Annotated in this window: 12 protein-coding genes; 5 read left to right on the forward strand and 7 right to left on the reverse strand. The window is 67.1% G+C overall.

Translation table 11 applies throughout. The features are described from left to right. Positions 1-16: 16 nt before the first annotated feature. The 4 genes from IHQ52_RS22790 to IHQ52_RS22805 all read right to left on the reverse strand — a co-directional run bounded on the left by IHQ52_RS22790 (position 17) and on the right by IHQ52_RS22805 (position 2,867). Positions 17-868 (reverse strand): MlaE family ABC transporter permease, encoded by an 852-nt coding sequence (locus IHQ52_RS22790; protein WP_006436987.1) that lies wholly within the window; start codon positions 866-868, stop codon positions 17-19. A gap of 3 nt (positions 869-871) precedes the next feature. Further along, on the reverse strand, positions 872-1,636 hold the full coding sequence (locus IHQ52_RS22795) for an MlaE family ABC transporter permease (RefSeq protein ID WP_238063991.1): 765 nt from the start codon (positions 1,634-1,636) through the stop codon (positions 872-874). A 63-nt stretch (positions 1,637-1,699) separates the two neighbouring features. Continuing rightward, positions 1,700-2,590, reverse strand: a complete 891-nt coding sequence (locus IHQ52_RS22800; protein ID WP_006436989.1) for a 3-oxoacyl-ACP reductase — start codon at positions 2,588-2,590, stop codon at positions 1,700-1,702. A gap of 82 nt (positions 2,591-2,672) precedes the next feature. Beyond that, on the reverse strand, positions 2,673-2,867 hold the full coding sequence (locus tag IHQ52_RS22805; RefSeq protein ID WP_005201561.1) for a ferredoxin: 195 nt from the start codon (positions 2,865-2,867) through the stop codon (positions 2,673-2,675). A gap of 144 nt (positions 2,868-3,011) precedes the next feature. On the opposite strand from IHQ52_RS22805, the gene IHQ52_RS22810 reads away from it, so the two are divergent. From IHQ52_RS22810 to IHQ52_RS22820, 3 genes are read left to right on the forward strand one after another with little or no spacing between them, the layout of a single operon-like run. Beyond that, positions 3,012-4,214, forward strand: coding sequence for an acyl-CoA dehydrogenase family protein (locus tag IHQ52_RS22810; RefSeq protein ID WP_096274636.1), 1,203 nt, complete (start codon positions 3,012-3,014; stop codon positions 4,212-4,214). A gap of 27 nt (positions 4,215-4,241) precedes the next feature. Beyond that, on the forward strand, positions 4,242-5,363 hold the full coding sequence (locus IHQ52_RS22815) for an acyl-CoA dehydrogenase family protein (protein WP_006436992.1): 1,122 nt from the start codon (positions 4,242-4,244) through the stop codon (positions 5,361-5,363). Beyond that, a complete protein-coding gene (locus tag IHQ52_RS22820; protein WP_006436993.1) occupies positions 5,360-6,898 on the forward strand; it encodes a long-chain-fatty-acid--CoA ligase in 1,539 nt (512 codons plus the stop codon). The genes IHQ52_RS22815 and IHQ52_RS22820 overlap by 4 nt, the downstream gene beginning before the upstream one ends. A 77-nt stretch (positions 6,899-6,975) precedes the next feature. On the opposite strand, the gene IHQ52_RS22825 is transcribed toward IHQ52_RS22820, so the two are convergent. Together IHQ52_RS22825 and IHQ52_RS22830 are read right to left on the reverse strand one after the other, a co-directional pair. After that, positions 6,976-8,115 carry an NAD(P)H-dependent flavin oxidoreductase gene (locus IHQ52_RS22825; RefSeq protein WP_006436994.1) on the reverse strand — a complete coding sequence of 380 codons (1,140 nt, stop codon included), beginning with the start codon at positions 8,113-8,115 and terminating at the stop codon, positions 6,976-6,978. Between the two features lie 50 nt (positions 8,116-8,165). Then, the gene (locus IHQ52_RS22830) at positions 8,166-9,791 is read right to left on the reverse strand and encodes an acyl-CoA synthetase (protein ID WP_006436995.1); all 1,626 of its coding nucleotides are present in this window, start codon (positions 9,789-9,791) and stop codon (positions 8,166-8,168) included. Positions 9,792-9,853: 62 nt separating this feature from the next. Here IHQ52_RS22830 and IHQ52_RS22835 point away from each other — a divergent pair, with 62 nt between their 5' ends. Further along, positions 9,854-10,675: a crotonase/enoyl-CoA hydratase family protein gene (locus IHQ52_RS22835; protein ID WP_006436997.1), complete on the forward strand. Its 822-nt coding sequence runs from the start codon at positions 9,854-9,856 to the stop codon at positions 10,673-10,675. A gap of 16 nt (positions 10,676-10,691) precedes the next feature. Continuing rightward, entirely contained in the window at positions 10,692-11,687 is a 996-nt protein-coding gene (locus IHQ52_RS22840; RefSeq protein ID WP_006436998.1) for a TIGR03617 family F420-dependent LLM class oxidoreductase, read from the forward strand. Between the two features lie 27 nt (positions 11,688-11,714). Here the strand turns inward: IHQ52_RS22840 and IHQ52_RS22845 are convergent, their stop codons facing one another. Further along, a complete protein-coding gene (locus tag IHQ52_RS22845) occupies positions 11,715-12,752 on the reverse strand; it encodes an LLM class F420-dependent oxidoreductase (protein ID WP_006436999.1) in 1,038 nt (345 codons plus the stop codon). Positions 12,753-12,776: the final 24 nt, after the last annotated feature.

A 12,776-nucleotide genomic window follows, 5' to 3' on the forward strand; every position in this document is an offset into this window, starting at 1 on the left:
GTCTCTTGCTCATCGCTCAGCCCGCCAGGTTGAACTTGCCGTCCGCGCCGTAGATGGCGAGGGAGGTGAGCAGGGTGATGACGACGACCACGACCAGCGAGGCACGAACGGCGTTGCCGACCGCGACGCCCACGCCGACCGGACCGCCGGAGGCGTTGTACCCGTAATAGGTGTGGATGAGCATGACCGCCACGGCCATACAGATGGCCTGCACGAACGACCACAGGATGTCCGACGGGATCAGGAAGGTGTCGAAGTAGTGGTCGTACACACCCGGCGACTGTCCGTAGAGGAACACCGTCGCCGAGCGGCTCGCGAGAAACGATGCCAGGGACGCCAACGCGTACAGCGGGATGATCGCGATCAGACCGGCGACGATGCGGGTGCTGACCAGATACGGGATCGAGGAGATGGCCATCGTCTCGAGGGCGTCGATCTCCTCCGACACCCGCATGGCGCCGAGCTGCGCGGTCGCGCCGGCGCCGATGGTCGCGGCCAGCGCGATCCCGGAGATCACCGGCACCGCGATACGCACGTTGATGAACGCGGAGAAGAAGCCCGTGAGGGCCTCGACGCCGATGTTGGCCAGCGAGCTGTAGCCCTGGACGGCGATGGTGCCACCGGTGAACAGCGTCAGGAAGCCGACGACCACGACGGTGCCGCCGATCATGGCGAGTGCCCCTGTGCCCATGGAGATCTCGGCGATGAGCCGGAGGGTCTCCTTTTTGTACTGCTTGAGCGCACGGGGGATCGACACGATGCTGTCCCAGTAGAACAGTGCCTGATCGCCGATCTGGTCCCAGTCCTCGCCGGCTCGTTTCACCGCGACGCGCGCGGTCCGGAAGCGGGTGGTGAACGGAAGTACCATCGCTCAGCCCGTCGTTGCTTTGAGTCCGACGGCGGTGACGACGACGTTGACGACGAACAGTGCCATGAACGAGTACACGACGGTCTCGTTGACGGCATCGCCGACACCCTTCGCGCCTCCCTTGACGTTGAGTCCCTGGTAACAGCCGACCATGCCGGCGAAGAGGCCGAACAAGGCGGCCTTGACCATGGAGATCATCAGCTCGCCAAAGCCGGTGAGCAGGGTCAGATTGGCCACGAAGGCGCCCGGGTTCACGTCCTGGAGGTATACGGAGAAGACGAAACCGCCACCGATGCCAATGGTGCAGACCAGGCTGTTCAGCAGGAGGGCGACGCCCGTCGACGCCACGATGCGCGGGACGACGAGACGGTGGATCGGGTTGATGCCGAGCACCTTCATCGCGTCGATCTCTTCGCGGATGGTGCGGGCGCCGAGGTCGGCGCAGATGGCCGTGGCACCCGCACCTGCGACGATCAGCACGGTGACGATCGGGCCGATCTGGGTGATGGTGCCCAGGGCCGCGCCCGCACCGGACAGATCCTGCGCACCGATCTCGCGCAGCAGGATGTTCAAGGTGAAGCTCACGAGCACCGTGAACGGGATTGCGACGAGCAAGGTCGGCACCATCGACACCCGGGCGATGGCCCACGACTGTTCGACTGTCTCCCGCCACTGGAACGGACGACGGAAGAGCTCACGCGCCGAATCGACGCCGAGCGCGACGAAATCCCCGATCACCCCGAGGGGTGTTGCCAGTTTGTTCAGCACCAGCGGACCCCCTTCACCCTCGCACCATCGCGAAACCTATCACGCAGAATCCCGGCGATTAAGTCAGTTGACCAGAGCGCTTGCCGAGAACGTACGTCCCGGATCTCGGTCGGCGAAGTAGCCGGTGAGAGTCTTGGCCAGGTCCTCCGAGTCCCACGCATCGCCGTCGGCGGTGAACACCTCGTCGATCGTGGGTGCCGCCATGAGGGTGACCTTGGGGCCGTATACGACGAACACCTGTCCGGTGACGCCGTCGGCTTCGGGGCCGGCGAGGTAGGTCACGAGACGGACCACATGTGCTGGATCGAGCGGATCCACGCCATCGCTGGGCGCCTCTCCGAAGACGTCCGCGGTCATCGCGGTCCGCGCGCGCGGGCAGATGGCGTTGGCGCGAACGCCGTAACGCTTGAGTGCACGCGACGCGGACAGCGTGAGCGCGGTGATGCCGGCCTTGGCGGCACCGTAGTTGGCCTGCCCCTCGGGACCGAGTAGACCGGCCTCCGAAGAGGTGTTGATGATCCGGCCGTAGACCGGACCACCAGCAGCCTTCGACGCCGCACGCCAGTGCGACGCCGCATTGCGATTGAGCAGGAAGTGGCCGCGCAGGTGCACGCGGATGACCAGGTCCCACTCGTCGTCGGTCATGTTGAACAGCATCTTGTCGCGAACCACGCCCGCGTTGTTCACGACGATGTCGAGCGAACCGAGCTGCTCGGTCGCCGCGGTCATGATGGCAGTCGCGGTGGACGAGTCGCTGATGTCGCCGGGCACGGCGATCGCTCGACCACCGGTCGCGGTGATCGTGTCGATGACATCGCTCGAATCGAGCGCTGCCGGAAGGTCGTTCACGACGACCGCGGCCCCTTCTGCGGCGAGACCGATGGCCTCCGCCCGACCGAGACCTGCACCTGCACCGGTGACGACCGCGACGCGACCGTCCAACGAGTAACCCACCCGACATCCTCCTGAGCTGAAACTAGAACCTGTTCTAGCATGATTCCCGATCAGATGGAACCGAACGGGAGTTCCAGCTCTGTCAGTCCTCGACGACCGAGAGTGCGGACTTCGGGCAGTTGGCCGCCACCTGCCGCAGTTCCTCGACGCGGTCCGCGGGGATCTCCTCTTGGAGAATGACCAGGTAATCGTCATCATCCAGGTCGAAGAAGTCCGGTGCCATCCCCACACAGATGGCGTTGGACTCGCACAGGTCGAAATCTGCCTTGATACGCATCAGAACCTCCTCCTCACCGGCTCGTCGCCTGTTGACGGGGCTGCCAGAACAGGTTAGAACGTGTTTCAGAAACTAGACGAGCCTTCCCCCATAACTTGACCACAAGCGGGGTTCGGACGCTAGCCACCCACCCATGGAGTTTCGATGCGAATCGCCTATACCGATCAACAGTCCGAGCTCCGGCGGGAGCTGCGTGGCTACTTCTCGTCCCTGATGACCGAGGAGCGCCGCGCGGCGCTGTCCGGCGGCGACGGCGAACTCGGCGAGGGGGACGCCTACCGCGATGTCGTTGCGCAGATGGGCGCCGACGGCTGGCTCGCCCTCGGGTGGCCCACCGAGTTCGGCGGCCAGAACCGCTCGATGATGGATCAGCTCATCTTCACCGACGAGGCCGCCATCGCAGGTGCCCCGGTTCCCTTCCTCACCATCAACTCGGTGGCGCCGACGATCATGCACTACGGCACGGAGGACCAGAAGGCCTTCTTCCTACCGCGCATCGCGGCAGGCAAGCTGCACTTCTCCATCGGCTATTCCGAGCCGGGCGCCGGCACCGACCTCGCTGCGCTGCGCACCACCGCGGTCCGCGACGGCGACGACTACGTGATCAACGGCCAGAAGATGTGGACGAGCCTGGTCCCCTACGCCGACTACATCTGGCTCGCCTGTCGTACCGATCCGTCGACGCTGCAGGAAGGCGGCAAGAAGCACAAGGGCATCTCGGTGCTCATCGTGCCGACGACCGCCGAGGGTTTCGATTACACCCCGGTGCACACGATGTCGGGGGTCGACACCAGCGCCACGTACTACCAGGACGTGCGGGTACCGACGTCGGCGATCGTCGGCGACGAGGGCGGCGGGTGGCCGCTGGTGACCAACCAGCTCAACAACGAGCGCGTCGCCCTGTGCAGCGCGGCACCGATCCAGACCGCTCTGCGCGAGACGATCGCCTGGGCACAGCACACCAAGACCGGCGACGGACAGCGACTCATCGACGCCCAGTGGGTTCAGCAGAATCTCGCCCGGGTGCATGCGAAGGTCGAGTTCCTCAAGTTGATCAACTGGAAGATCGCCTCGATCGCCGGTTCGGGCGAGGCGCCGAGCCCCGCCGACGCCTCGGCGACCAAGGTGTACGGCACCGAGTTCGCCACCGAGGCCTACCGGTTGCTGATGGAGGTCGTCGGCCCTGCGGCGACGCTGCGCGCGGGAAGCCCCGGCGCCCACCTCAACGGTCGGCTCGAACGCTTCCAGCGCACCTCGCTGATCCTCACCTTCGGCGGCGGCACCAACGAGGTCCAGCGCGACATCATCGCCATGCTCGCCCTCGGTCTTCCCCACCAGCGTCGCTGACGACTCACTCGAAAGAGGCACTCCACCATGGATTTCTCCCTTCCCGAATCCGGTGACGACGTCAGTGGCCTTGCCCGTGACATCGCCACCGCCGTCAGCACGCCCGAACGCGTCGCCGAACTCGAATCCGCACGCGCACCGATCGACGCCGAACTCTGGCGGCAACTCGGCAATGCGGGCCTGCTGGGGCTCGAGTTGACATCGGAGGACGCGGGCGATGCCGGCGGCGATCTCGGCGTCATCGAGAACGCACTCATCGCAACCGAACTCGGCCGGACTCTCGCGCGGGTGCCGTTCGGATCGCATGCGATCGCCGCACTGCCGGTCATCGCCGCGCACGGGTCGACGGCTCTTCGTGAGCAGGTGTTGGCTTCGGGGGCCTCTGGTGGTCTCGTCGTCTCGGTGGCCGTCGAGGAGGACCTGGGCTCGCCCACCGACTCCCCCACCACCTCCCTCTCGTCCGACGGTTCGCGACTGTCCGGCGTCAAGGTCAACGTGCCCTATGCCGAGGCCGCTGATCTGCTGCTGGTCGACGCGGTCGGGCCCGACGGCGTCGTGGTGGTCGCCGTGCGCACCGACTCGACCGGGGTCCGGGTCACGGCCGCGCCGTCGACCGGACTGATACCGACCGCGCAGGTCGAGTTCGACGACGTGCCGGTGGATCCCGACGCCGTGCTCGAGGGTTCCGGCGTGGCGGACGCCCTGTGGGCACGGGTGACGCTGGCCTGTTGCGCCGAACAGTCGGGTGTCGTGCAACGCGCGCTCGAGCTGACCGCCGAATATGCCCGTGAGCGTGAGCAGTTCGGCCGGGCGATCGGCTCTTTCCAAGCCGTCGCCCAGCGTCTCGCCGACGGTTACATCGACGCTCAGGGTCTCGCGCTGACGGCCACCCAGGCCGCTTGGCTGCTGGCGAACTCGGACAACGCCACCGAGGTGCACAACGCGATCGCGACTGCCAAGTTCTGGGCCGCGGAGGCCGGGCATCGGGTAGCGCACACCACGGTCCACGTGCACGGTGGCGTCGGCCTCGACACCAGCCATCCGGTTCATCGATACTTCCTGCGCGCCAAGCACAACGAGTTCGCCTACGGATCGGCGACGGCGTCGGTACGCGCGATCGGCGCCGAGTTGGCCGCCACCCCGGCGTGAGCGCGCCGGGCCGGGTGTCGACGGGGTCGGTGGTGTCGACGGTCGGCGACCTGCTCGCCCCCTTGAGCGAGGTCACCGACCGCGGTGTGTACTTCGAGGAGGAGTTCACCTCGTGGGCACGCCATCTGGAGGGCGCTGCGGTCCGGGCGGACGTCCTGCTCGAGTGGTTGTCACCCGACCGGCCACCCCATGTCGGTGTACTACTCACCAACACACCGGAGTTCAGCGCCCTGTTCGCGGCCGCGGCGCGGCACGGCTTCGTCCTCGTCGGACTCAACACCACTCGACGCGGCGCCGCGCTCGCCGCCGACGTCGCGCGCGCCGACTGCCAGATCGTGCTGTGTGGCAGCGATACCCGCGACCTGCTTGCCGGCGTCGACCTCGGTGACGTCCGCGTCGTCGACGTCGATGGTCCGGAGTGGTCGTCGGCGATCGAATCGGGTGCCGCGGCACCGCTGGTCGAAGCGACGCCCGACGACCTGCTGATGCTGATCTTCACGTCGGGAACCACCGGCGATCCGAAGGCTGTGCGCTGCACGCATCGGACCTTCGCGGTCAGCGGACCGATGCTCGCGGAACGGTTCGGAATCGGTGCCGACGATGTCATCCATCTGTCGATGCCGATGTTCCACTCGAACGCGATGATCGCGGGATGGAGCGTGGCCGTCGCGGGTGGTGCGTCGATCGCGGTGCGTCGCAGCTTCTCCGCACGCGGCTTCGTCGCCGACCTCCACCGCTACGGCGTGACCTACGCCAACTACGTCGGAAAGCCGCTCAACTACATCCTCGCCACCGACCCACATCCCGACGACGCGTCGAGTTCATTGCGCATCATGTACGGCAACGAGGCGTCGGCGGTGGATCGGCAACGCTTCGCCGTCCGCTTCGGCTGCCGCGTCGTCGACGGATTCGGGTCCACCGAGGGCGGTGTCGCGATCACCCGGACCCCGGACACCCCGCACGATGCGCTGGGTCCGCTTCGTGCACCGACCGCCGTCGTCGACGTCGAGACCGGTGAACCCGCACCGCCCGGCGTAATCGGTGAGATCGTGAACTCCTCGGGGCCGGGGTTGTTCGCCGGCTACCACAACGACCCCGACGCGACGGCCGAACGCATGCGCGGCGGCGTCTACCACACCGGCGATCTCGCCTGGGTGGACGACGACGGCTACCTGCACTTCGCCGGCCGCCTCGGCGACTGGTTGCGCGTCGACGGGGAGAACCTCGGCACCGGACCCATCGAACGAATCCTGCTGCGGCATCCCGCGATCCGACAGGTCGCGGTGCACGGGATACCGGTGGAGATCGGGGACGAGATCGAGGCGGTGATCGTCGCGGACGGTGACCTGGACCCCGAGGACTTCGCCGACTTCCTCTCGGCGCAGAACGATCTCGGCCCGAAGCAATGGCCACACCGGGTGCGGATCGTCGACTCGCTTCCCGAGACCGCCACGTTCAAGACGGTGAAGCGCCTACTGGCATCCGATCCCGGCCCGCCCACCTGGCGACGTGAGGGTCGAACCTACCGCTCCTGACGCAGACCCACCCCTTTTCGGCGTTTCCACCACCCGCGCGTGCTGGGTTTGCCGAAAAGGGGTGGGTGCGGGGCGGGTCAGCCGCCCAGCGTCTTGTTCATCCGCCCGACGGCCTCTTCGTACTCACTCACGAGATCCGCGATGAGGCCGGCGACCGGGGTGATCGCGTTGCAGCGTCCGACGATCTGACCCGCGGGCATCGCGACGACGTCGGGATCGTCGGCCGCCGAGATGCGCGCGTGCGCCTCGGCGACGAGGAGGTTCTGCAGCGGCATCGGCAGCGGTTCGGGAGCGTTCTCGGCGTCCCAGGCGTCGGTCCACGCCGTCTTCAGCAGACGCGCGGGCTTGCCCGAGTAGATACGACGACGCACCGTGTCGCGCGACGTCGCCTTGAGCAGCGCCTGCTGTACCGTCGACGGCTTGTCCGAGCCCTCGGGCACACCGAGTTTGTATTCGGCGGCGGTCAGCCAGTACGTACCCATCCACACGCCCTGCGCACCGAGCGCGATGGCCGCGGCGATCTGGCGACCGCTACCCACACCGCCGGCCGCGAGCACCGGCGCGGAGTCGCCGACCGCGTCGACGAGTTCGGGCCACAGGATCATCGAGGTGACCTCGCCGGTGTGGCCGCCCCCCTCGTAGCCCTGGGCGATGACGATGTCGACGCCGGCCTCGACATGGTGCAGCGCATGGTCTTTCGCGCCCGCGAGGGCGGCGACCAGCACCCCGTTGTCGTGCGCGGTCTGGATGACATCCGACGGCGGCGATCCGAGCGCGTTGGCGATGAGTTTGATCTGCCCGTACTTACGACGATGCTCCATCGCGACGTCGACATGCGAGCGGGCCACCGAGTGCAGCCAGCCCAGCACACCCGCATTCACGCGATCACCACCCGGCAACGGCGGGACACCGAGATCGTCGAGCGTGCGCTCCACGAACGCCCGATGCTCCGGCGGGATCATCGAATCCAGGTCGACCTTGGACCCCTCGGTCGGGATCTTGGCCGGCATCACCACGTCGACGCCGAACGGCTTGCCGTCGGTGTTCTCGTGCATCCACTCGAGGACCTCGTCGAGTTCCTCGGCCTCGTTGAACCGCACACATCCGAGCACACCCAATCCGCCGGCACGGCTGATCGCCGCCGCGACATCCTGGCTCGGGGTGAACCCGAAGATCGGGTACTCGATGCCGAACCTGTCGGCCAGTTCTGTACGCATTGCTCTCACTCGTTTCCGGCGCTCTACAGCGCCTTGTCACATTTCCGGCGCTACAGCGCTTCGTCGGCGGGACGCTCGGCGGTGACCGCCGCCCCCCAGCGATAGTCGGGTTTACCTGCGGGCGAACGCTTGATCTCGTCGACGAACCAGACGCTGCGCGGGCATTTGTAGCCCGCGAGCTCCTTGCGCACGACGTCGTTGAGACTCTCCAGCGAGGGACGTGCCCCGTCACGGGCGGCGATCACCGCGGCGACGCGCTGACCCCAGCGGTCGTCGGCGACTCCCACCACAACGGTGTCGAACACATCGGGATGGGCCTTGAGCGCACCCTCGACCTCCTCGGGGAAGACTTTCTCCCCGCCGGTGTTGATGGACACCGATCCGCGGCCGAGCATGGTGATGCTGCCGTCGGCCTCGAGCACCGCGTGGTCGCCCGGCAGCGAGTAGCGCACGCCGTCGAAGACCTTGAACGTCTTCGCCGACTTCTCCGGGTCGTTGTGATAGCGCAGCGGCACATGGCCCGACCGTGCGAGCACCCCGATCTCGCCGCTGCCCGGTTCCACCGGCGTACCGTCCTCACGGAGGACGTGGGTCTCGCTGTCGGCGTTCACGCGTGGGCCCCCGGTGTGCGGTGTGCCCTTCGCGACGATGCCCAGACCACCGAAACCGGTCTCCGACGAGCCGATCGCGTCGACGATGACGGCGTTCGGGAAGCGTTCCAGGAACTGCTCTTTCACGCTCGGCGAGAACAAGCAGGCCGACGAGGCGATCGAGACGACGCTCGACAGGTCGTACTCCCTGCCCTGCCCGAGGGCCTCGACCATCGGGCGCCCCATGGCATCACCGGTGATGAACACGACGTTGACCTTGTGGCGCTCGACGATCTCCCAGGCCGTCGGACCGCTGAACTCGGGGTACACCACGGCTTTTCCGCCGGCGAACAGTGACTGGAAGATCGCCCACTGGGAGCCGCCGTGGATGAACGGCGGGATCGGGTAGCGCACGAGCTGTCCACCGTCGACTCCGGTCTTCGCGAGGTGCCACTCGTCGGGCACGGGTTCGCTGGTGTACCAGTCGATTCCGCCGCCGAGGACGCGCCACACATCCTCCTGGCGCCACACGACGCCCTTGGGTTTGCCGGTCGTGCCGCCGGTGTAGAGCATGTACAGGTCGTCGTTGGAGCGGTCCTCGAAGTCGCGTTCCGACGGCGCCCCGGCGATGGCCTCCTCATACCGGATCGCGTCGTCGTGGCCCTCGCAGCACAGGTCTTCCGACGTCCCGTCCTCGATCACGATGCGGTGCTCGATCGCCGGCGATTTCGGTAACGTGTTGCACACCCGTTGCGAGTACCGTCGCTCGTGGATCAGGAGCTTCATCCCGGAGTCGGTGAAGATGTGCTCGAGCTCGGCCTCGACGTAGCGGTAGTTGACGTTCACCATGACCGCTCGCGCCTTGAAGACGGCGATCATCGACTCGACCGACTCGAGGGTGTTTCTGCTGTACAGACCCACCCGGTCGCCGGGCTGCACGCCCAGTTCGCGGAGCTTGTGCGCGAGCGCGTTGGAGCGCGCCTCGAGTTCGGCATAGGTCCGGCCGCGATCGCCGGATTCCAGGGCGACGCGCTCCGGAACCAGGTCGACGGCATGCTCGATGAGGTCGGCAATCGTATAGGCCATGGCTCAAAATTAGAACGTGTTATCGTTCTGGGCAAGTGCGGAATATGACCCGGGAGACAGCGATGACCACAGCCACCCCCACCGAGTCCGTCACCGACAAGGCTCCCGAGTGCCTCGTCGAGAAGCGCGGACACATCCTCATCGTGACGATGAACCGTCCGGAGGCACGCAACGCGCTCTCCACCGAGATGATGCGGATCATGACCGAGGCCTGGGACCAGGTCGATTCCGATCCCGACATCCGGGTCGCGATCCTCACCGGCGCGGGCGGTTACTTCTGTGCGGGCGCCGACCTCAAGAGCATGAACAAGCAGGCCCCTGGCGACACCGTCGACTCCGGCGCGTGGAACCCCGCATCGTTGCCTGCGCTGCTCAAGGGCCGTCGCCTGACCAAGCCGCTGATCGCCGCGGTCGAGGGCCCGGCCATCGCCGGCGGCACCGAGATCCTGCAGGGCACCGACATCCGAATCGCCGGCGAGAGCGCGAAGTTCGGCGTGTCCGAAGCACGGTGGGGTCTCTACCCGATGGGCGGCAGCGCCGTGCGCCTGGTCCGGCAGATCCCGTACACCGTCGCCTGTGACATCCTCCTGACCGGCCGGCACATCACCGCGCGCGAGGCGCTCGAGTACGGCCTCATCGGGCATGTCGTCGACGACGGCAAGGCACTGGACAAAGCCCTGGAGCTGGCCAAGCAGATCGCCGCCAACGGACCACTCGCGGTCCAGGGCATCCTCAAGACCATCCGCGAGACCGAGGGCCTGCACGAGATGGATGCCTTCGAGGTCGACGCGAAGATCGGCGTCTCGGTCTTCAAGTCGAAGGACGCCAAGGTGGGTCCCCGTGCATTCGCCGAGAAGCGCACCCCGGAGTTCACCGGCGAGTGAGGACCACCGACCACCGGTGAGAATCCACACCGCACTCTTCGGTCCGCAGCAGGCGGCCGAACGCGCCCGGGCACTACGGGACGTCGGGATCGACGGAATCTTCACCTTCGACGGCCCGCACGACGTCTTCAGCCCGCTGTTCGGCGCGGCCGGCGTCGACGACGTCGCGCTGATGACCAACGTCGCCATCGCGTTCCCGCGTAATCCGATCACGGTCGCCCATCAGGCCAACGACCTCCAGTTGCTCAGCGACGGCAGGTTCACCCTCGGACTCGGCACGCAGATCCGACCGCAGATCGAGAAGCGGTTCGGGGTGCCGTTCGAGCGGCCCGTCGACCGGATGGTCGAGTTCGTCTCCGCACTGCGCGCGATCTTCGACTGCTGGCAGAACGGCACCCGTCTGGATTTCGACGGCGAGTTCTATCGGCACCGCCTGATGACCCCGATGTTCAACCCGGGACCCAACCCACACGGCATGCCACCGATCTACGTCGGCGCCCTGGGACCCCGCCTCACCCGCGCCGTCGCCGAACATGCCGACGGCCTGCTCGTCATGCCGTTCACCACCGATCGATTCGTCCGCGAATCGATCCTGCCGCGCGTCGACGCCGGATTGGACGCGTCCGGACGTACCCGCGCGGACTTCGCGGTCGTCCCGGAGATCATCGTCGCCACCGGTCGCACCGAGGAGGAGTTCGACACCTCGGTCGACGCGGCCCGCCGCCTCCTGTCGTTCTACGGGTCGACGCCCGCCTATCGACCGGTGCTGGAGATGCACGGGTACGGGGACCTCCAGACCGAGCTGAACCTGCTGTCGAAGCAGGGGCGCTGGGCGGAGATGGCCGGTCTCGTCGACGACGAACTCCTCGAACTCATCGCCGCACACGGCAGTCCACGCGATGTGGCCGCGACGATCCGCGCACGGTCGCACGACATCGCCACGGATGTCGCGATCTACCAACCGTTCCCGCTCGCCGACGAGACGCTCGCGGAGATCATCGACAGCCTCTGACCACTTGCTGCCTGAGCGATGAGGCGACTACACCAGCGTCGCCAACTGCCGGATGGTCTCGGTGTCGCGCGCGGTGACCATCAGCATCGTCACACCCGCGGCCTCCCAATCCTTGATCTGCGCCCGGACCACGTCGGCGGTTCCGACGAGCATCGTCTCGCGGACCATCTCGTCGGGGACCGCGGCCATCGCCTCGGCCTTCTTGCCGCTCAGGAACAGGCTGACGATCTCGTCGACCGCGTCGCCGTAACCCATGCGCTTGTAGAGCTCGGCGTGAAAGTTCTTCTCCTTGGCGCCCATTCCGCCGACGTACAGCGCGGTCGACGGCCGGTACCGCTCGATCGCCGACGCCACGTCGTCGGTGATGACGACCTGCACCGTGGCCGCGACCTCGAAGTCCTCACGACTTCGGCGTGCTCCGGGACGTGTGAATCCCTCGTCGAGCCAAGAGTTGTACTGATCGGCGAGCCCGAGGCTGAAGAAGATGGCGAGCCAGCCGTCGGCGATCTCGGCGGTCTGCGCGACGTTCTTCGGCCCCTCGGCGCCCAGCCAGATCGGGAGGTCGGCGCGCAGCGGATGCGTGATCGGCTTGAGCGACTTGCCGAGTCCGGTGGCGCCGGGCGCGTCGGCCGGGTACGGCAGCGGATAGTGCGGTCCGGCACTCGTCACCTTGTCGGCGCGGGCGAGGACGTCACGAACCACCTGGACGTATTCACGGGTGCGCGCCAACGGTTTTCCGAAGGGTTCGCCATACCAGCCCTCCACCACCTGCGGCCCGGAGACACCGAGGCCGACGATGTGCCGGCCGTTCGACAGGTGATCGAGGGTCAGCGCGTGCATCGCCAGCGAGGTCGGCGGCCGCGCCGACAGCTGGGCCACCGCGGTGCCCAATCGGAGGCGCGACGTCGCCGCACCCCACCACGCCAGCGGCGTGTAGGCGTCCGATCCCCAGGACTCCGCGGTGAACACCGCGTCGAATCCGCATTCCTCCGCGACCGCGATCAGCTCTGGCGCGTTCGGGATCGGATCGGCACCCCAATATCCGAGTTGCAGACCGAGCTTCACTCGCATTCCCTTTCGCCGGCCGCG

Source organism: Gordonia amicalis (genome assembly GCF_022059885.1).
In the GTDB taxonomy this organism is placed as follows: Bacteria; Actinomycetota; Actinomycetes; order Mycobacteriales; family Mycobacteriaceae; genus Gordonia; species Gordonia amicalis.

What these genes read in the sequence shown, in the direction of transcription:
- IHQ52_RS22815 (WP_006436992.1), top strand. Translation starts at nt 4,242, where the DNA reads ATGGATTTCTCCCTTCCCGAATCCGGTGACGACGTCAGTGGCCTTGCC.
- IHQ52_RS22830 (WP_006436995.1), bottom strand. Translation starts at nt 9,791, where the DNA reads ATGGCCTATACGATTGCCGACCTCATCGAGCATGCCGTCGACCTGGTT.
- IHQ52_RS22810 (WP_096274636.1), top strand. Translation starts at nt 3,012, where the DNA reads ATGCGAATCGCCTATACCGATCAACAGTCCGAGCTCCGGCGGGAGCTG.
- IHQ52_RS22805 (WP_005201561.1), bottom strand. Translation starts at nt 2,867, where the DNA reads ATGCGTATCAAGGCAGATTTCGACCTGTGCGAGTCCAACGCCATCTGT.
- IHQ52_RS22835 (WP_006436997.1), top strand. Translation starts at nt 9,854, where the DNA reads ATGACCACAGCCACCCCCACCGAGTCCGTCACCGACAAGGCTCCCGAG.
- IHQ52_RS22825 (WP_006436994.1), bottom strand. Translation starts at nt 8,115, where the DNA reads ATGCGTACAGAACTGGCCGACAGGTTCGGCATCGAGTACCCGATCTTC.
- IHQ52_RS22790 (WP_006436987.1), bottom strand. Translation starts at nt 868, where the DNA reads ATGGTACTTCCGTTCACCACCCGCTTCCGGACCGCGCGCGTCGCGGTG.